We start from the raw sequence: 19,565 nt of genomic DNA, 5'->3' as shown, positions 1-19,565 counted from the left end.
CGCGGAGCTGCGAGGGGCGTCGTCTGTGTGCGACGCCTGGGACAATAGGAGCATGATCTCGAAGCGTGACGTCGCCCAGCGGCTCGACATCCCTGTGGAGATGGCCGTGAGGCATGGGCTCATCGAGATGACCGAGGACGAGCTCACGGAGCTCGAGAACGACCCGCCCGCGTGGCTCGTGCAATCGCGCGCGAATCGCAAGAAGGGTGCCCGCCCGGTGTGGGCGACGCTCACCTGCGACATCTGCGGATACACCGAGACGGTGCGGCCGAAGAAGTGGTGGCCGACGTTCACCTACCTGAGCTGTCGCGAGCACTCGCCCGCCGATCTTCCCGCCCCGGCGCACGGCAGGCACCGCGCGGAGTTCGACGGCGTCGGAAGCCGTTTCGTGGGAATCGTTGACGACGAGGTGGACGGTCTCTAGCCTCAGTCGTGCGTAGACTCCCTCCCTCACATCGGAGTGAACCATGGGAACGACTGTTTTCGAACGACGTCAGCCGGCGGCATCCGTTGTCGCGCATGCGCTGGAGAGCACGCAGCAGAGCGTGTTCTGGCTGGATGACATCGCGCGGCCCGACTATCCGGTGCTGCGCGGCCACCGTCACGCGGATCTGGTCATCGTCGGCGGTGGGTACGCGGGGCTCTGGACGGCAGTGCGGGCGAAGGAACGGGATCCGCAGCGTCGCGTCATCCTGATCGAGGCATCGCGGATCGGCTGGGCGGCGTCCGGTCGTAACGGCGGCTTCTGCGAGTCGAGCCTCACGCACGGCTACGACAACGGTGCGAGCCGCTGGCCGGACGAGATGGACCTGTACGAACGGCTCGGTCTGCAGAACCTCGACGAGATGCAGGAGACCGTCGCGAAGTACGACATGGATGTCGATTGGGAGCGCACGGGCACGCTGTCGGTGGCGACCGAGCCCCACCAGATCGAGTGGTTGGCGGAGGCAGAGAACTTCCTCAATGCGGAGCAGATCCGTGCAGAGGTCCGCTCGGAGACCTACCTCGCAGGTGCCTGGGACAAGGACGGCGCGGCGATCCTGCATCCGGCGAAGCTCGCCGCGGAGCTGGCCCGCGTGGCGACGGAACTCGGCGTGGAGATCTTCGAGCGCTCTCGTGTGCGCGGTATCGAAAGCGACCGCGGTGGTCGGCAGACGGTGTTCACCGCGGATGGCTCGGTGGAGGCCGCGCACGTCGCTCTGGCCACGAATGTCTTCCCGTCGCTGCTCAAACGCAACCGTCTCATGACGGTGCCCGTCTACGACTACGTGCTCATGACCGAGCCGTTGAGCGATGCGCAGCTGACGGCGATCGGCTGGCAGAACCGGCAGGGCATCAGTGACTCGGCGAATCAGTTCCACTACTACCGGCTGAGCGCCGACAACCGCATCCTCTTCGGTGGATACGACGCGATCTACCACTACGGCGGCAAGGTGCGCGCAGCGTACGAGGATCGCCCGCAGACGTTCCAGCGCCTCGGATCGCACTTCTTCACGACGTTCCCGCAGCTGGAGGGTCTGCAGTTCACGCACAAGTGGGCCGGCGCGATCGACAGCTGCAGCCGCTTCTGCGCGTTCTTCGGCACCGCCCGCGGCGGACGCGTCGCCTACGCGACAGGCTTCACCGGCCTCGGCGTCGGGGCGACCCGCTTCGCCGCCGATGTGATGCTCGACAAGCTCGAAGGGCTGAAGACCGAGCGCACAGAGAACGAGATGGTGCGCTCGCGGCCGATCCCGTTCCCGCCTGAGCCCGCCGCATCCATTGGCGTGAACCTTGTGCGCGCGTCCATGGACCGCGCCGACCACAACGACGGCAAGCGCAACCTGCTGCTCAAGGCGCTCGACGCCGTCGGCATGGGGTTCGATTCGTGAGCGGGACGGATGCCCCCGGCGTCGACCTGTTCACGGGTGTGGATGCGCTCGCAGTCGGGGTGGAACACGAGGCGTTGTCTGCCGAGGCGGTCGTGGAAGGAGCGCCCCGCGCGGGAGTGTACGAGCTCGGAACCTTCGGCGGGACGGAGATCGGCGTGTGGGAGATGACGCCGGGCGTCGCGACCGATACCGAGGCGGACGAGATCTTCGTTGTGCTCTCCGGAAGGGCGCGGATCGCGTTCGTGGAGCCTGAGCGTGAGGCGATCGACGTGGGCCCGGGGTCGGTCGTGCGGCTGACGGCGGGGATGCGCACGGAGTGGACCGTCACGGAGACGCTGCGGAAGGTGTACGTGGCGTAAGCCGCACGTGTGGGACGGTCGTCTCGGTATTGACGGGGCTGCGAAGTGACCGGGTGGAGAGACTCAACCTTCCGCAATCTTTTCGCTAGGTGGGGTGTTCTGCCGCGAAGGGCGGAGATGACAGCAGATGGAGTGGACATGCTCGTCGGGATACTGATCGGAATTGCGATCGTTTGCTTAGGAGTCGTCGGCATTCTGGTGCGGCGGCCCTTCTATAGGTTGATCATTCGAGGTATCAAGCGTTTTTACGGTCAGCCAATGGCAGACATGTACGCACACGTTGGAGTCAAAGGCGTCGTCATCGGTGGCGTCGGCATCATCGCATTCGGAGTTTTTCGGATCATCGTCGCCGTTCTCACGGACTCCTAGTGCGCGGTGCGCGCGAACGGAAGTGACTGACCTGGACTATGGATGAAGTTGTCCCTCTTTCGCTGCGAATGAGCGAAGCGCTGGTTCTGTTCGAATGGCTGGCGTCAAACAACGAAACGGGTTCTCTCCGAGGCGATCCTGCGAAGATGCGCGTTCTCTGGGATCTCGAGGCGCAGCTCGAATCGAAGCTGGTGGCACCGTTCGACGCTGACTACGCCGAGCAGCTCGCTCGCGCCCGAGCTGATCTTCTCAAAGAGACGTGATGCAGTTCATGTATCGCGGCTATTCAGATGTTCTTCACGCATTGGGGCTGGGATGACAAAGTACGTGCTGCTTTCTGTTCGGCGCCCGCGCGGGTGGCCGTGGCCGGATGAGTCCCGCAGGTGCCGCAGGTAGGAGCATTGCGTTTGCAGAAGCGCGGCCTGACAGTAGCTGGCGCATGGGTGCCGAACTGGCTCTATGACTTCCACTGTGTGGAGAAATCAGCGGTGGAGGCCGGCCGCGACTCGGACTTGAGTTCCGGCCGGTGCTCACCCCCGAGGGAGAGGATCTTGGTGCGTCGCAGATCGTTATCGAATCAACTGCCCACGAGTGGTTTGATGTAGGGGATCTCGAACGACTCCTGGTGCCTCTTCATGGCGTGGGTTCCGAGACTTGCGAGGCCTGTGGAGTGTTGCGCTGGATGCCGGTGGAGCATGACCTCTTACCGGCCCCCATATCCAAGCGTTCGAAGGGCAGCCTCCGGTGGTGGCGAGTCCCGAGTGGTTTGGGGCTGGCCTCATGTGCATCAGGAACATTCTGTGGCGTCGTGACGCGGCAGACTACTTGCTCGACGTGGGGTCGCGTGATTTCGTCGTCGATGCAGAGTTTGAAATCTGAGGAGCGATGAGACCGAGGCTCATGCTTGTCATCCTCGCGCCAGTATCGCCAGGCGCAGCCTTGTGAGCGTCTCCCCGTCCTCCAGCTCAACCCCGAGCAGCTCGCTGATGAGCGCGAGGCGCCGATAGTACACCGAGCGCGACAGGTGTGAGGCGGATGCTGCCGCCGTCGATGGGCTTCTTCGTTGAGTCCATGGGCGTCTTCTCGCGTTCGTGGCGGGGTGCCGCCCTGCACGACCGGATGCCCCGGTCAGAGTGTCTTGGCACGTGTCGTACCTGCTTCTGGGGTGCGTTTGGCGGTGACCGGCGTCTCGAAAATAGCCCCAGTGCAAAGTCAAAAATCTGCCACCAGGTCGGAGCTCTTCTTTCGGACAGAAGAAGGAGGGCGAACGATAATTATCCAATCTATGTGTCATAATAGGCTCGTCACCTGGTGACAGCGCAACGACGGGCATGAGGCACCGGAAACTCGGGCCGAGAAGAACAGGACTGCATGACGTGAAATCGCACGCTTTCGCCTCTGAGAACGACCTTGAGCAGGCACTGGCGACTCCCAGCTCCGCTCTCATCGACGACATGTCGAATGGGGCAGGCGATCTCGTCATCCTGGGAGCTGGCGGCAAGATGGGGCCGACGCTCGCGATGCTCGCGCGAAACGCCTTCGATGCCGCAGGTCGAGTGGACGACCAGGTCTTCGCCGTCTCGCGATTCGGCGATGCGGCCGTGCGCGCACGTCTGCAAGAGGCAGGCGTCAAGGTCGTGCCCTTCGACCTGATCGAGAACGACGATCTCAGCACGCTGCCTGATGCTCCCAACGTCGTCTTCATGGTGGGGGCGAAGTTCGGGGCGGCCACGAACGCATCCTGGGCATGGGAAGTCAACGCCGCCCTGCCTGACCGTGTCGCACGGCGCTATCGCGACAGCGCGATCTCAGTGCTCTCTACGGGAAACGTCTACCCCTTCGTCTCCCCAGGCTCGGGCGGAGCGGACGAAGAACTCCCCCCTTCACCAATCGGCGAGTATGCCCAGTCATGCCTTGGGCGTGAACGGATCTTCGAGTTCAGCGCCCAAGAGCGCGGCACCAAGATCGCGATCATCCGCCTCAACTACGCTGTCGACCTGCGCTACGGCGTGCTCGCTGACATCGGCAGCGCCGTCTACGCAGGGGAACCGGTGTCGATCGCGACCGCGAACGTCAACGTGGTCTGGCAGGGCTATGCCAACGAAGTCGTTCTGCGCAGTCTGCTGCACGCGTCGTCGGACGGATTCACCATCAACCTCACGGGGCCCGAGTTGCTCAACGTCGAGTCGATCGCGCGCCGGTTCGGCGCTGCGTTCAACCGCGAAGTGACCATCGTCGATGAGCCGCAGCCGACCGCGCTGCTCAGCGACGCGCGTCGGTGCATGGCCCTGTTCGGCTACCCGGCCGTGTCTGCGGAGACACTGATCCAGTGGCAGGCCGCGTGGATGCAGTCGGGGCTGCCGATGACAGCCAAGCCGACCAAATGGTCTGTGCGCGATGGGAAGTTCTGATGTCTGCTGTACCTGCTCTGCGTCCTGAAGCGGCTCAGACCCTCGCTCGCGGTGCTGTGATTCCCGCACACCCTCTCGCGCTGAACGCGCACCGCGTGCTTGACGAGCGTCGCCAGCGCGCGCTCTCGCGCTACTACCTCGCGGCGGGCGCCGGCGGGATCGCGGTCGGTGTGCACACCACCCAGTTCGAGATCCGCGATCCCGAGCACGCCTTGTTCGAACCGATCCTCGCGCTCGCAGCAGAAGAGCTCAATGCGCACGGTGACACCGCCGTCGTGCGCATTGCCGGCGTCGCCGGACCTACAGCGCAAGCAGTGGCAGAGGCCGAGGTTGCCCGAGAACTGGGCTACGACGCGGTACTGATCAGTCCGCGTGTGCCCGGGGCGGATCAGAGAGATCTCCTTGATCGTGCACGTGCAGTCGGAGAGGTGTTGCCACTGATCGGCTTCTACCTGCAGACCGCGATTGGCGGCCCTGTCCTGGACCGCGACTTCTGGCGCGAGTTTGCGACCATTCCCTCGGTCGTCGCAGTGAAGGCGGCGCCTTTCGATCGCTACCGCACACTCGAACTGGTGCGCGGCGTCGCCGCGTCGGGTCGCGCCGACGACGTCGCCCTCTACACGGGCAATGACGACGCGATCGTCGCGGATCTGATGTCGGAGTACCACGTGGATGCGCCGGGGGGTGCGCGCACTCTGCGCTTCGTCGGCGGGCTGCTGGGGCAGTGGGCTGTGGGTACTCGCGCCGCGGTCTCGATGCTGGATCTGTCGCGCCGCGCAACGGGAGGAGACCTCACCGCCTCGCGCGAGCTCGCTCGCCTTTCTGCAGATCTCGTCGATCTCAATCAGGCTGTCTTCGACCCAGGCAACGACTTCCGCGGTGTCATCGCCGGCGTGCATGAGATGCTTCGCCAGCAGGGCATTCTGGAAGGTGTGTGGTGCCTTGATCCCGATGAGGGGCTCTCGGTAGGGCAGGCCGAGGAGATCTCGCGTGTGCGACTGGCATATCCCCAGTTGAACGATGACGCATTCATCCAAGAGCACCTTGAGGAATGGATGCGTTGATGGGCGCTACGATCGTCGCCGCCGTGTCTGCTGGTCTTTTCGAGGAGTTCTTCTCCGAAGATGACGTTGCGCGGCTGGAGGCATCGGCCGCCGCCCTGGGCGGCAGGTTCGCGCGTCTGAACGCCCTCGACGAAGGCGATACTGCGAACGCGCAGGTCGTCATCACGAGCTGGGGAGCTCGTCCTTTCGACAGGGCGATGCTCGATGCGCTGCCTGCGCTGCGTGTTGTCGCGCACACAGGTGCCAGCGTGAAGCCGTTCGTGACCGATGCTCTGGACGACCGTGGGGTTGTGGTCACCCAGGCGGGCGCAGGCATGGCGCGTTCCGTTGCGGAAGTGTCGCTCACCTTCACTCTCGGCCTGTTGCACCGGATGCCGCAGATGCACAATGCTCTGCGTGAGACGGGCAGGTGGTACGACGAATCGGCAGGCGTGCAGCACGAGATCCTGGGTACGTCAATCGGCGTGGTCGGCGCGTCACGCACGGGGCGCTGCTACCTCGAGATGATCAAGGCTCTGGGTGCAGTGCCGTTGCTGGTGGATCCGACCCTGAGCATCGATGAGGCATCGCAGTTGGGCGCAGAACTTGTACCTCTGACAGAGGCACTCGCTCGCGCGCGGGTCGTGGCGTTGCATGCTCCGTCGCTTCCCCAGACTCATCATCTGCTCGGCCACCGAGAGCTCGCCCTTCTGCGCGATGGCGCGGGAGTCGTCAACACGGCCAGGTCGTGGCTTGTCGATGAGGTCGCTTTGCTCGACGAGCTGCGAAGCGGTCGGCTGAGCGCTGCAATCGATGTCTTCGATGAAGAACCTCTTTCGAGCTCGAGCCCGTTTCGCTCGGTCCCTGGGGTGCTGCTCACCCCGCATCGCGCTGCGGGCACGCACGAAGGGCGCAGGCGACAGGGCGGCATCGTGGTGGACGAGGTCGCTGCTTTCGCCCAGGGCGCACCGCTTCGCCATGCGGTCGCCCGCGATGACCTGCAGTTCATGGCGTAGCAATGGCTTCGCCGATTCGAGTCGCGTTCGCGGGGCTCGCGCATTCGCATCCTTTCACTGATGCCGCGAATCTCCTCACTCTGGGCGCTGAGATCGTCGGGGTGTTCGATCACGACAGGACGCTGTCGGCGGAGTTTGCGAGCAGGTTCGGCGGTCGAGCGGTGCCGGATGCTGCGCAGCTGCAGTCGCTGGATGCCGATATCTGCGTCGCAACACCGCTTCCGCACCATGTTGTCCCGTTGGCGCGATCTCTCACCTCGAGCATCGCGACGATGCCTGTCTTCTTCAACAAGGTGATCGCGGCGACTCCGCGGCAGCTGTGGAACTGGGAGCAGGCCATCTCTCTCGCCGCTGTGCCCGTCGGCACGAGCTCAGTGCTGCGGTTCGCCCCCGCCCTCGAAGATCTGGCGGAGCGGGTGCTCGGTCGCGAGGTCCTCGCAATTCGAGTGCGCGCTCAGCACGACAATGCCGCGTTCCAAACCCCCGAGCGATCGTGGCAGGACGACCCCGACCGGGGCGGCGGCACGATGCTCACGGTGGGGATCCACGCCTGGGAGATGGTTGATCGGGTACTGCCCGGTGCTGAACTCGAAGCGGCAGGGGGGTGGACTCGTCGGCGACTCGGCTCGCGCACTCGGTCTGAGGATGCTGCGGGCGTGAGTGGTCTCTTGCGTCTTCCCGGCTGTGAGCAGCGCGTGCCCGTGCACGCTCTGGTCACGGGTTCGCCGGGACCGGACGCCTACGCGATTGACGTCGTGACTGCCGATGGCACGCTCTCGGTCGACCTCGATGGAGAGCAGCCGAATCTGTCTCTGGGCTTCCTCGGCTTGGCGCAGGAGCTTCAGGCCGCTGCGCGCGCGCGAGCCGTGCCCGCTCCGTGGGAGAAGTCGCGAACTGTGGTGATCAACGCCATACGCGCCGGGGCGGCAGGTCGGAATGAGAAGGAGCCTTCCGAAACCTGGATATGGAAACACGGCGATGCTTCGGTTTCGCAACGGAAAATACGTAACGAAACGTGAAGCAAGAGTTATCAAACTTGTGTTGCATAATGTTTCGCGCCGTGACATTCTGAAACCAAGCCCGAACCGATCCCTCTCCGTGCTTCAGCTTCACGACGGAACGCGGAGAGGGATCGAACGCAGCAATTTGCTCACCCGAGATGAGGACAATGATGTTTGCAGGAGAGAACGGATTCGTGCGCCGGATGGCGATCGGAGCCGCGGTAGTGGCGGCCGGAGCGCTCGTACTCACTTCGTGCGCCGGTGGTGCTGGCAATGAGGGGACCGAGTCGGGGGGAACCGTGACGATGTGGGTCAACCCCATCGCCGGTGACCGTGAGGCCGCGACATGGGAGCCCATCGTCGACGCCTTCACGGCGGAGAACCCGGACATCAACATCGACATCGTCGTGCAGCCGTGGGCGAACCGCGACCAGCAGCTCACCGCGGCAATCGCCGGTGGCAGCGGTCCGGACGTGCTCTACATGAACGACTTCCAGATTCCCGGCTACCAGGCACAGGGAGCACTCGCAGACCTCACCGGTGTTCTCGGCAAAGAAGAGGCGAACTTCGCGCCGCACACGCTCGCTGCTGCCACGGTTGACGGCAAGCTCTATGGCGCACCCGTGCTGACTTCGGTCAACACGACGATCTTCAACAAGAAGGTCATGGACGCGGCGGGTATCGCCGAGGCTGACTACCCGACGACCTGGGCAGAAGTCCTTGAAGTCGCCCCCAAGATCAAGGAAGCGGGCTACTGGGTCATGCAGGTCGAGACGGCGACGACGGCCGCCGCCAACCTCAACTTCTACCCCTTCCTCTGGTCGGCCGGTGGTGAGGTACTCTCCGCAGACGGGACCGAGCCCACTTTCAACGGCCCGGAGGGCGTTGAGGCGCTTGATTTCATCAAGGCGATGGTCGACGGCGGATACGCGCCGACCGAGGCGATCACCGTGCAGGCGTCGGAAGACCTCAACCCTGTCGCACAGGGCAAGGTCGCTTTCACCTTCGCCACTGAGGCATCGCTGCTGACACAGTGGGGCATTCCCGAGGAAGACCTCGTGATCAAGGCGCCTCTGGGCCAGAAGGGCGAGGGCGTTGGCTTCGGCACGGTCGGCACGCTGGCGATGCTGGAGGGCTCGAAGAACGTCGACGCCACCAAGAAGTGGATTCAGTGGGTGACGCAGCCTGAGAACCTGGCGACCTTCAACCTCGACCGCGGCTACTACTCGCCGCGCGCTGATCAGGGTGACATCTACGAAGCGGGCACCTTGATGGGACAGCAGGGGCAGTACATCGACCGGATGCATGCCGGCGTGCTCTCGCCGTTCACCGCAGCGATCGAGACATCACTGATTCCGCAGCTGCAGGCTGCGCTGCTGGGGCGGTCCTCCGTTGAGGAAGCGCTGAACACCGCAGCCGATGAGGTCTCCGCGACGATCGCTCGCGGCTGACCACCGGGCCACCCAGGCCTTTATCGACCGGGAGCGGACCCCGCCGCTCCCGGTCACCCCTCCCGCCCAGGAGAAGCAGATGACTCAGACTCTTGTCGCCCCGCCGACGCCGCCGAGCGTGACCCCCGCTCCCCAGAAGAAGCGCCCGAGCCGACGTCTGGGAACCGCATGGACCCTCGTGCTGTTCGCGGCCCCGTTCGTGGTTCTGTTCGTGGTGTTCCGCCTTGCCCCGACTCTGTGGGGGATGGTGCTGAGTCTGTTCAAGTACCAGATCACCGGGTCGATGACCTGGATCGGTTTCGACAACTTCCAGCGTCTGTTCGCAGACGCGGTCTTCTGGGAATCGCTGCGCGTGACATTCCTCTACGTCGCGATCGCTGTTCCCGCCACGGTCGCGGTATCGGTCGTCATGGCGATGATGGCGAACCGTTCGATGCGAGGCATCCGCGTCTATCGAGCGCTCTACTTCCTCCCGGTGCTCACCAGTTTCGTGACCACCGGTCTGGTGTGGCGTTGGATCTACTCCACCGAAGGCCCACTCAACGGTGTGCTCACGATGTTCGGTCTCGACCCGGTGGGCTTTCTCAGCTCGGATTCGCTTGTTCTGCCCTCGCTGTCGCTGGTATCTGTGTGGACGCGATTCGGCTATGACATGCTCATCATTCTCGCGGGCCTGCTCGCGGTGCCCGCTGAGTACTACGAGGCGGCGCGCATGGACGGGGCGAACGCCTGGCACACCTTCTGGCACATCACTCTGCCGCAGATCCGCCCGCAGCTGTTCTTCGTGGTGATCCTGGAGATCATCCAGTCCTTTCAGGTCTTCGACCTCATCTATGTGATGACAGGCGGTGGACCCGTGCGCTCGAGCTACACGCTCACGTACTTCATCTATGACACCGCCTTCCGCTCCTTCGACTTCGGCTACGCCAGTGCGATCGGTGTCATCCTGCTGGCGATCACCCTCGTCGTGAGCCTGGTTCAGCGCCGCTTCTTCAAGGATGTGGATTGACGTGACTGTTGTGACCTCCCGCCGCCCATTGCGGCGTCGCCTGCGGGCGTTCATGCCCCACCTTCCGCTCGCGCTCGTCGCCGTCGGAACGATCTTCCCGTTCTACGTCATGGTCATGCTCTCGATGCGTGGCGGGCAGCAGATCACGCTCCCCGATGCACTCGTGCCGGCAGGCCTCAGCTTCGACGCCTATGAGGCGATGCTCAGCAACCCCGACCTGGGGCGCTGGATGCTCAACACGCTGCTCTACTCCGTGATCTCGGTCGTGCTCGTGCTGCTCATCTCGACAACTGCGGCCTACGTCTTCGCGAAGAAGCAGTTCCCCGGGCGCGCGGTCCTCTTCTGGCTCATCATGTCGACCATGATGGTGCCGTACCACCTGACGCTCATTCCCCAGTTCTTGATGATCTCGAAGATGGGCGGCGTCGACACGCTCTGGGGTCTCATCGCACCGACGCTCGTGAACATGTTCGCTCTGTTCCTGATGCGTCAATTCATCGCGGGTGTACCCGACGAGCTTTTCGAGGCGGCGCGAATGGATGGCGCAGGTGAGTGGCGCATCTTCTTCCGTATCCTCCTCCCGCAGCTGAAGCCGGTCATGGCGACCCTGTCGGTGTTCGTCTTCCTCTGGCACTGGAATGACTTCCTCTGGCCGCTCGTGGTCACCCGGACGCCCGACAACTACCTCGTCACCGTGGGGCTGCTGTCGATGTTCGCCAAGGACGCGTCGATGGCGCAGACCATGGCGGGTGCCGTCATCACCTTCGTGCCGATCGTGATCGTGTACCTGATTCTGCAGAAGTACTTCGAGCGAGGCACCATGACGAGTGGGATGAAGTGAGCATGGTCGTTCTGATCGCGCTGGGTTCGACCCCGCGAACCGTGTCGGCACAGGCATCGGCGGATGAAGCTGTGGTCGCGATGATCGCTCACTGGCGGGATCGCTTGCAGGAAGCTGCGCTGCACTCGCCAGACCTCGTGCTGCTGCCCGAATACGCCGATCAGCCCGAAGACAGCTGGTTCCTGGCACACCGCGCCGACTACTTCGCCGCACGGGGTGACCGCTTTGAGCGTGCTCTGCAAGAGCTCGCTGTCGAGATCGGCACGAACATCATCTTCGATGCCGTGCGCGAAAGAGAGGGTCTGCTTTTCAACACGGTGACCGCGATCAATCGCGCCGGCGACATCGCAGGTCGTCACGAAAAGCGCGTCGTCACGCTCGACGAAGCAGAGAGGCTCGGCCTGTCGTACGGACAGCAATCGACTGTCTTCGTCCTCGACATCGGCCGGGTGAGCGCCCTGGTGTGCTTCGATCTGAACTTCGCGACCGAGCGCGCGCGGGTTGCGGCGGAGCGTCCTGACATCATCGTCTTCCCCTCCAACTTCCACGGAGGGTTCCTGCAACAGCAACTCGCGTACGAAGCAGAGGCATTCGTGCTCTCGGCGATCGCGCAACCCGCGCCTTCGGCGCTCGTGGACCCCGTCGGTCGAGTCATCGCGAGCAGCACGAACTACGCAGCGATGGCCGTAGCCCACGTGTCTCTCGATACGGCAGTGGTGCACCTGGATGACAACTTCGCTCGTCTGGTCGAACTCAAGCGCCGTTATGGGGCCGCGGTCGAGATCGCAGACCCGGGTCTCATCGGTGTGGTTCTCCTCTCAGCGACCGGTGCGGTGCCGCTTGAGCAGATGCTCGCCGAGTTCGATTTCGTTCGTGCGCGCGAATACCTCTCGGCGTCCGAGCGTGCCCGAGACGAGGCCTCCGGCGGCTGACCACGCGCCGGGAAGGGCAGCAGGGCGTGGAGGCACCGTGCCTCCCGGCGCTTCGCACTGCGAAGCGCGTCATCAGTTCGAAGGAGAGCAGGGATGACCATTTTCAGTCCCGAATTCAAGACTCGTCCGCGACGACGACGCAGAGTCGTCGCGACGATGGCGGTGGCGATCGGCCTGTTGGCGACGGCGCTCACGGCGCCGTCGATCGCCGCGGCTCAGGGTCCGAATCTCGTCGCCAACGGCGGATTCGACGAGACCCCGACGTCTTCGGATCCCGTTCCCGGGTGGAACGTGATGTGGACGACGCCGAATCAGATACCGCTTTCTTTGAACCAGTACACCTCGGCGCCGCACTCGCTGTGGATCGACACCACCACGGGCGGTTTCGGGCTGCAGAGCGACCGCTTCCCTGTGACCGCTGGCACCAGCTACGTCACGAGTGTCTCGTCGTGGCTCACCGGACCGCCGCATGTGTACCTCGACTTCTTCGACTCGTCCGGGACTCTTCTCGACCGTTCGATGCAGATCCTCGACACCTCGTCGTGGTGGACCCAGGCTCAGTGGTCGGCGATGGCGCCCGCTGGTGCGGTGGCCGCGGCCGTGTTCTACTTCGCCCCGAACGGTTACAGCGTGAAGGGCTACATCGATGATGTGAGCGTGCGCGTCGACGACTCGCCCGCCGTGGATTCGCATGGATCGATCATCCACAACATCGGTCTCAACTATCCGGTCTACGCAGAGGTCGGCCCGCGTACGATCGCGTACCTGCCGATGAACGGCGACCCTGTCGCACAGATCGCGCAGGTGGATGCCGCAACGGGAGAGCGCATCGCCATTGGGGAAGCCACTGGCGCAGGAGCCTTCTATGGTGGGACGACGATGCCCGACGGCACGGCATACATCGGCGGCGCTCTGAACGGCCACCTGTACCGAATGGCACCGGGTGTCGACGGACTCGACGACCTGGGTGTGCCCTACCCCGGCACTTCTGCGCTCTTCGGAATGGATGTCACGCCGTCCGGCACCGTGCTCATCGGCACGTACCCGGGTGGCCGACTCGTCGAGTTCAACCCGGCGACCGGTTCGTTCACTGACCGCGGTCGCCCGGATGCGAACTCCGCCTACCTGCGCGCGGTCGAGGTTGTCGGCTCCTACGCCTATCTCGGGCTGGGGATGGACGGTGCCAAGCTTCTGCGGCGAAACCTCTCGACAGGGGCGACGACACAGATCCCGCTTCCCTCGAACCGCAGCGGAGCCCTCTCGATCGACGACATGCAGTCGGTCGGAAACGACCTCTTCCTGCGGCTGACCGACGATGTGCTCATGCACTACTCGACGACCACAGGCGTGTGGACCGATCTCGGTACGCAGTCGCTCATGGTCAACGTGTCTCCTCTCGGCCCGGATGGGCGCGTGTACTGGATCGGGGAGGATCTGCATTTCCGCTCCTACGACCCCTCTACCCGCGACGCGTCAGATGTGCAGATCGCCTCGACCACGATCGTGCCCAGTTCGAAGGGCTCGGGCTGGTTCACTGATCCCGTACACGGCCGCAGCCTCTCGACGGTCTTCTACGGCGGCACGATGAGCAACTACTCGCCCGGCGACGACGCGGTGTGGCAGCTCACGCCCGAGGTCGACGGCGCCGCGGCAGCGATCCGATCGCTGCTGGGCACGGATGACGGAAAACTCTATGCGACCGGCTACCAGTCCGGTGGTCTGAGCGTGTTCGACACCGCAACCCAGACAGCCACTCAGTATCCGAAGGGGACAGTGGGGCAGGCCGAGGGAATGCTCATGGCCGACGGCAAGCTCTACCTCGGCATCTATCCGCACGCCGACATCCTCGAGTTCGACCCCGCTCAGCCCTTCGACTACGGCGTGAACCCGCGAAGCCTGGCGCAGCTTGGTGCGCAGGGTCAGGATCGCCCCTCGGGCCTGGCGAAAGTGGGCGATACGCTCGCCGTCGGCACGATCGCCGGGTACGGGATGCTGCAGGGGGCGCTCACCCTCATCGACACCGTCACCGGCACCGCCACGGTGCATGATGACATCGTCCCCGACCAGGGTGTCGTCTCGCTCGCGGCATCCGGCTCGCTCATCGTGGGTGGAACGACGACCGCAGGCGGTCTCGGAACAACGCCCACACAGAGCACGGCGAAGCTGTTCGTCTGGGACACCGTGACTGATACGGCCGTCTGGGATGGTGCTCCCTTCCCCGGCGTGACCTCGATCACGGCACTCGCCTCGGCGGATGACGGGACGGTCTGGGGCGTCGCTCAGAACCGGCTCTTCCAGTTCGATCCCGTGACACGCACGGTCACCGCCACGGTGCCTCTGGGCACGGGCTCGACGGTTCCCACCTGGAACGATTCGGGAACCACGATCGGCTTCCTGCCCAATGGTGACCTGTACGCCTACGCGGCAGGATCGATCTGGATCGTCGACCAGAGCACGCTCGCGCCGACCCGCCTCTACGACGGTGGATTCCACCTCGCGTTGGGATCGGACTGCCGTCTGTACTTCAACGACGGCCCGCACGTCGGTTCTGAACTGCGTTCGATCGACTTGAACGTCGCGCGACCCGCAGTCTGCCAGCCCTAGTTGAGAAACGGAAGAGGGGCATCCGTTCGCGGATGCCCCTCTTTCTACCTGGTCGCTAGGCGACGGTGAAGGCCACCGATTGCAGCCGACTCGCCCGCGAAGAGTCGCCCACGAGCAGCTCGAACTCGCCGGGCTCGACGACACGCGTGCCTGAGGCATTCACGATCGTGAGATCGGCGACCGGAATCTCCAGTTCGACCTCAACGGTCTCGCCGGCGTCGATGTCAACGACCGCGAAGGTCTTGAGTTCAGTGTCGGCCCAACTGGCAGAGGTCACCAGGTCACGCACATACGCCTGCACGACCTCAGTGCTGCGGCGCGAGCCCGTGTTCCGCAGAGTGATCCGAGCGCGCAGTATGTCGGCGCGCGACAGCGCATCGCTCTCAAGGGTCGGCGCGCCGTAGGTGACGGTCGTGTAGCTCAGCCCATCGCCGAAGGCGAAAGCGGGCTCTTGAGTGAGGTCGGCGTAGCGGTCGCCATGCTGACCGCGGATCTGGTTGTAGTACACCGGGAGCTGGCCCGCATGGCGAGCAAACGTGATCGGCAGACGGCCGGATGGCTCGGTCAGCCCCAGCAGAATCTCGGCGACCGCGGTACCTCCGGCCATGCCGGGGCTGGCGACCCAGAGCAAAGATGCCTTCTCGGCAGAGGGCGGCAGGATCAGCGGCTTTGACGCGAGCAGCACGACGACGGTCGGTGTGCCCGTGGCGATCACGGCGTCGAGCAGATCGGCCTGCCCGCCGATGAGGTCGAGGGTGGCCGAAGAGCGTCCCTCTCCGACAAGCTCGATGCGGTCGCCCACGACCACGATCGCCACATCTGACTGTGTCGCGAGAGCCACGGCTTCTTCTCGAAGCGCGGGGTCAACCGCAGCGGGCACCACGATGGGAGGCCGTGGCTGGCCATCCGGGAAGAAGTCTCCGGCCGGGTCGGGAGCAAGCGTGAGGATGTCGGCGCCGCGCGCATACGAGACGGACCAGGCTGCCGGTGCCAGGTCTCTGAGGCCGTCGAGCACCGTCGAGATCATCGTGCGCGGGGCCTCTGTGATCCATCCCACCTGTCCAGAGCCTGCCGCCCAGTCGCCCAGCTGCGTCTGCGCGTCATCGGCGATCGGGCCGATGACCGCGAGTCGCCGTGGTTGCGCGGCGATGGCTCGGCCGGTGGCATCCGGAGCCAGACTGTCCGTCAGAGGCAGCGAGCCGTCATTGCGAAGCAACACCACAGAGCGTCGGGCGATCTCCAGGTTCAGTGCGGTGTGGGTCTGGGTGCCGATCACCTTCTCCTGCACGGCAGGATCAGGAAGGCGCGGGTTCTCGAAGAGACCGAGCTCGAACTTCAGGGTGAGGATGCGACGGACGGGCGCATCGAGAGCAGCCGGATCGAGCAGACCCTCCGCGATTGCGTCAAGCGCACCCTGGTAGAACTTCGGGGTGTTCATGACCAGGTCGTTGCCTGCGACCACTGCGGCTGCAGCGGCATGCGCGTAGTCGGGCTGCACCTTCTGCTCCCAGACCATGCGGCCCACGTTGTCCCAGTCGGTCACAAGAGTTCCGGTGTAGCCCCATTCGTCTCGGAGCACATCGCTGAGCAGCCAGTCGTTGGTCGTGATCGGTACGCCATCCATGGTCTGGTAACCGAGCATGAACGTCCGGCAACCTTCGCGCGCCATGCGCTCGAAGGGCGGGAGGAACCACGAGCGCAGCTTGCGCTGTGAGATGTCGGCTTCGCTCGCGTCGCGGCCGCCCTGCGTCTCGGAGTAGCCGGCGAAGTGCTTCGCCGTCGCCAGCACTGCTGTGCGGTCCGCAAGGCCTGCACCCTGGTAGCCGCGCACCATCGCAGAGCTCAGTTCGCCGATCAGATGCGGGTCTTCGCCGAAGGTCTCGCCCACACGGCCCCAACGCAGGTCGCGTGCGATGCAGAGCACGGGCGAGAAGGTCCAGTGCACTCCCGTGGCCGATGCTTCGACGGCGGTCGCTCGTGCGACGCGTTCGATCAGTTCCGCGTCCCACGATGCTGCCATCGCAAGCTGGGTGGGGAAGATTGTGGCGCCCGGCCAGAACGAATGACCGTGGATGCAGTCTTCGCCGATCAGGAGCGGGATGCGCAGCCGCGTCTTCTCGGTGTGCGCGTGCGCCTCGTAGATGAGTTCGGGGGAGGTGTGCAGAATCGACCCCGCCTGCAGCCCGAGCACGCCGTCTTCGAGGTCGGTGCGCGCGTCAAGCTGCAGCATCTGACCGACCTTCTCCTCGATCGTCATGATCGAGAGCAGCGCCTCGACGCGTTCTGCGGGCGTCTTCGTCACATCAAGGTGTGCGTCGAGGGTCATGACGTCCTCCACGGAGCAGTGAGCGGAACGATTGTGGGCACCGGCGAGAGGTGCAGACCGTAGACCGATTCCGAATGATCGGCGAAGGCGTGCACGAGCGCGCCATACGTGGCCGCGTCCGGTCCCAGTCGGGCCGGGCGCAGCGGGATGCCGACAGATTCTCCGATCAGTCGAGTGACTTCTGCGCGCAGGGGCACGAGGAGGGCTTCCTCAGCGAGCGAGAGTCCTCCGCCGATCAAGATCATCTCTGGATCGACGGTCATAGCGACCAGAGCGATGAAAGATGCGAGTTCGCGCACAAAGGTGTCGATCTCTCGCTGAGCGTCTGCGGAGCCGGTGGAGGCGAGGGCGAAGACCTCAGCGGCAGTTGCAGCGCTCGACCACTCGATCTGTCCCGAGGGATGATCGAGCCCGCGCAGCGCTAGGCGTCCGACGTCTCCTGCGACATGGTGGGCGCCACGACGAGGAGCGCCGTCGATGATCAGCCCGAGGGCGACGCGGTTTCCGACCGAGACGTACAGCACATCGTCGACGAGCTGAGCATCACCCAGGTGATGCTCAGCAACCGCGGCAAGACGAACGCCGTTGTCGATCGTGACCGGGCAGTGGAGAGCGCTCGTCAGCAGGCCACTGATGTCTACCCCCGACCATTCGGGGATCACGACGGAGTTGACCACGCGACCGGTGTCATCGACGATTCCCGGAAGTGAGACTCCCAGTGCGCGCAGCCGTCGGGAGGGGACGCCTGCCGAGCGAAGGGTCTGCGAGACGGCATCGACCACCTGGTCGAGCTTGCGTGCGCCGCCTTCGCTGTCTTCGACGCCACCGAATGCCTTGTGTGCGATCACGCGTCCTGCGCTGTCGGCGATCACCACGCGCACACTGTGGGGCCCGATGTCCACACCGCCGACAAAGGCGTTTTCCGGGTTGAGCTCGTAGCGGCGCGCGGGGCGACCTGCCCCGCGATTGTTCTGAGCGGCGAGCTCACGAACGAGGCCTGTTGCCTGCAGTTGGGTGACAGCGCTCTCGATCGAGGTGCGCGACAGATCGAGCGCCTGGGCGAGGTCGGTCACTGTTGTGCTTTCGCCGTCGCGCAGGCGGATCGCAATCCGAGCCGCGACAGACTCTCGTGTGGGTTTCATCGCGTCCATCCTCATGTCTGCCGGCATCGATTACGCCACCGAATCCGAAATATCGATGTTCCGCTCGCCTGTCTGATGACGCTTCTCGGCGGCAGTGTGGCGAAAAGTGAATCGATCACTATGCGAACGATCTTATCCAAATGAAGTTTCATAATCCTAATGGCGCACTGGTACTCGTTCGCTGGAGGAGAGGGCTGGCCGAGATGGGACGATCTGTCTGATTCCAGCGAATCTTCTGACGATCTGGGTGGCTTCCGCGACCTTGATCATTGCAAGCATGGGGGGTTGAGTGTGCTTGATGAGGCGCTGACCGTGGCGGACGGGTACGCGGGATAGGGGGGGGAGAGGGGCGTCGTCGCGGGCTGTCCCAGTAGCGCGGGGTTGGAGTGCCTGCGGGGCGGGGTTTCTGGGACCGGCCGGCGGGCGGGGAGGGAGACGGCTGAACGAGTGGGGCTCGTCCTGGTCTGGCGCAGGATCTCCTACTGCGCGCATCCCTAGCCGCCGGGGCAGTCGCAATCACCTCCGCTAGAGCACTGGCAGATGGGGGCGGGGTAATCGGCGATGGTGGTCTCCCGTCGCACATTGAGCTCGTCGAGGGAGTAGACGCGGTCGAAGTGCTCGAGCTGGGGGATGTCAGGGCATGTTGCGGGAGTAGTGACGATGCGATCGTGACTCGTAGGGAACGTCAGGGTGAAGCAGACCGCTGCGGACTGTTGGTCGTAGGTCCAACCGCCCCCGGTCTCCGTTCCGCCTGATGTGAGCAATGTAAGAGCGGGACCGTCGCTGGCGTCACTCAGATCCAAGAGGAGCGTTCTGTCGCGGTTGTACTCCGGCGGTATGCCCTGACGGGCGTCCGCGACGGTTCCGAGCGCGATGATTGTTTCAGGATCCGCGGCAATTTCATCGCGGTGCGGCCAGAGGTCGTCCTGGATGTGTTCGATGGACGACGCGGTCGACCGCTGAAGGGTGTCTGTCACGTTGGGCGTGCACGCGGTGAGGGCGAGTGCCGCGAGGGTGGCCGTGGTGGCCGCTGCGCTGCTGTGGCGTAGGTGACGAGCAATGCTCATGGTGTGACCGTGGCGCACCGCCTGACCGTCTCCATGTTGACGGCGGATGCTCCGCCGATGCGATCGTGAGCGCGCCGCCGCCAGGGCTCGTGAGCTCAGCGCCACGGCCCCTCCGCAGGCCGG

General features: G+C 64.5%; 16 protein-coding genes. 12 read left to right on the top strand and 4 right to left on the bottom strand.

Annotated features, from left to right (window positions below; translation table 11 throughout):
• Positions 1 to 52 precede the first annotated feature (52 nt).
• Genes AC1REM_RS02715 through AC1REM_RS02705 form a run of 3 tightly spaced genes read left to right on the top strand, consistent with a single transcriptional unit; the run spans position 53 to position 2,230 of the window.
• A complete protein-coding gene (locus tag AC1REM_RS02715; RefSeq protein ID WP_492513211.1) occupies positions 53 to 424 on the top strand; it encodes a hypothetical protein in 372 nt (123 codons plus the stop codon).
• A gap of 43 nt (positions 425 to 467) precedes the next feature.
• Positions 468 to 1,871 (top strand): NAD(P)/FAD-dependent oxidoreductase, encoded by a 1,404-nt coding sequence (locus AC1REM_RS02710; RefSeq protein ID WP_492513210.1) that lies wholly within the window; start codon positions 468 to 470, stop codon positions 1,869 to 1,871.
• A complete protein-coding gene (locus AC1REM_RS02705; protein ID WP_492513209.1) occupies positions 1,868 to 2,230 on the top strand; it encodes a cupin domain-containing protein in 363 nt (120 codons plus the stop codon). The genes AC1REM_RS02710 and AC1REM_RS02705 overlap by 4 nt, the downstream gene beginning before the upstream one ends.
• A 1,276-nt stretch (positions 2,231 to 3,506) precedes the next feature.
• Here the strand turns inward: AC1REM_RS02705 and AC1REM_RS02700 are convergent.
• Positions 3,507 to 3,893, bottom strand: coding sequence for a helix-turn-helix domain-containing protein (locus AC1REM_RS02700; protein ID WP_492513208.1), 387 nt, complete (start codon positions 3,891 to 3,893; stop codon positions 3,507 to 3,509).
• A gap of 82 nt (positions 3,894 to 3,975) precedes the next feature.
• Between AC1REM_RS02700 and AC1REM_RS02695 the strand changes: the two genes are divergently transcribed.
• From AC1REM_RS02695 to AC1REM_RS02655, 9 genes are all read left to right on the top strand, one after another.
• Positions 3,976 to 5,010: an NAD-dependent epimerase/dehydratase family protein gene (locus AC1REM_RS02695; RefSeq protein WP_492513207.1), complete on the top strand. Its 1,035-nt coding sequence runs from the start codon at positions 3,976 to 3,978 to the stop codon at positions 5,008 to 5,010.
• Positions 5,010 to 6,074 carry a dihydrodipicolinate synthase family protein gene (locus AC1REM_RS02690; RefSeq protein ID WP_492513206.1) on the top strand — a complete coding sequence of 355 codons (1,065 nt, stop codon included), beginning with the start codon at positions 5,010 to 5,012 and terminating at the stop codon, positions 6,072 to 6,074. Before AC1REM_RS02695 ends, AC1REM_RS02690 begins: the two co-directional genes overlap by 1 nt.
• The gene (locus AC1REM_RS02685; protein WP_492513205.1) at positions 6,074 to 7,069 is read left to right on the top strand and encodes a hydroxyacid dehydrogenase; all 996 of its coding nucleotides are present in this window, start codon (positions 6,074 to 6,076) and stop codon (positions 7,067 to 7,069) included. The genes AC1REM_RS02690 and AC1REM_RS02685 overlap by 1 nt, the downstream gene beginning before the upstream one ends.
• A gap of 2 nt (positions 7,070 to 7,071) precedes the next feature.
• The gene (locus AC1REM_RS02680) at positions 7,072 to 8,088 is read left to right on the top strand and encodes a Gfo/Idh/MocA family oxidoreductase (RefSeq protein WP_492513204.1); all 1,017 of its coding nucleotides are present in this window, start codon (positions 7,072 to 7,074) and stop codon (positions 8,086 to 8,088) included.
• Positions 8,089 to 8,237: 149 nt separating this feature from the next.
• Positions 8,238 to 9,521, top strand: coding sequence for an ABC transporter substrate-binding protein (locus tag AC1REM_RS02675; protein WP_492513203.1), 1,284 nt, complete (start codon positions 8,238 to 8,240; stop codon positions 9,519 to 9,521).
• 79 nt (positions 9,522 to 9,600) lie between these two features.
• Positions 9,601 to 10,530 carry a carbohydrate ABC transporter permease gene (locus AC1REM_RS02670; RefSeq protein ID WP_492513202.1) on the top strand — a complete coding sequence of 310 codons (930 nt, stop codon included), beginning with the start codon at positions 9,601 to 9,603 and terminating at the stop codon, positions 10,528 to 10,530.
• Position 10,531: 1 nt separating this feature from the next.
• Positions 10,532 to 11,371, top strand: coding sequence for a carbohydrate ABC transporter permease (locus tag AC1REM_RS02665; RefSeq protein ID WP_492513201.1), 840 nt, complete (start codon positions 10,532 to 10,534; stop codon positions 11,369 to 11,371).
• Between the two features lie 2 nt (positions 11,372 to 11,373).
• On the top strand, positions 11,374 to 12,303 hold the full coding sequence (locus AC1REM_RS02660; RefSeq protein WP_492513200.1) for a carbon-nitrogen hydrolase family protein: 930 nt from the start codon (positions 11,374 to 11,376) through the stop codon (positions 12,301 to 12,303).
• Positions 12,304 to 12,396: 93 nt separating this feature from the next.
• Positions 12,397 to 14,907 (top strand): NHL repeat-containing protein, encoded by a 2,511-nt coding sequence (locus tag AC1REM_RS02655; RefSeq protein WP_492513199.1) that lies wholly within the window; start codon positions 12,397 to 12,399, stop codon positions 14,905 to 14,907.
• 55 nt (positions 14,908 to 14,962) lie between these two features.
• Here AC1REM_RS02655 and AC1REM_RS02650 read toward each other — a convergent pair whose 3' ends face one another.
• The 3 genes from AC1REM_RS02650 to AC1REM_RS02640 all read right to left on the bottom strand — a co-directional run bounded on the left by AC1REM_RS02650 (position 14,963) and on the right by AC1REM_RS02640 (position 19,442).
• Positions 14,963 to 17,233: a glycoside hydrolase family 3 N-terminal domain-containing protein gene (locus tag AC1REM_RS02650; protein WP_492513198.1), complete on the bottom strand. Its 2,271-nt coding sequence runs from the start codon at positions 17,231 to 17,233 to the stop codon at positions 14,963 to 14,965.
• Positions 17,230 to 18,375 (bottom strand): ROK family transcriptional regulator, encoded by a 1,146-nt coding sequence (locus AC1REM_RS02645; protein WP_492513197.1) that lies wholly within the window; start codon positions 18,373 to 18,375, stop codon positions 17,230 to 17,232. The genes AC1REM_RS02650 and AC1REM_RS02645 overlap by 4 nt, the downstream gene beginning before the upstream one ends.
• A 494-nt stretch (positions 18,376 to 18,869) precedes the next feature.
• On the bottom strand, positions 18,870 to 19,442 hold the full coding sequence (locus AC1REM_RS02640; protein WP_492513196.1) for a hypothetical protein: 573 nt from the start codon (positions 19,440 to 19,442) through the stop codon (positions 18,870 to 18,872).
• Positions 19,443 to 19,565: the final 123 nt, after the last annotated feature.

The organism is Microbacterium sp. GW823-FHT02G05 (assembly GCF_058797175.1).
The sequence above is the reverse complement of the archived record's forward strand: the minus strand, read 5'-3'. Positions and strand labels throughout refer to the sequence as shown.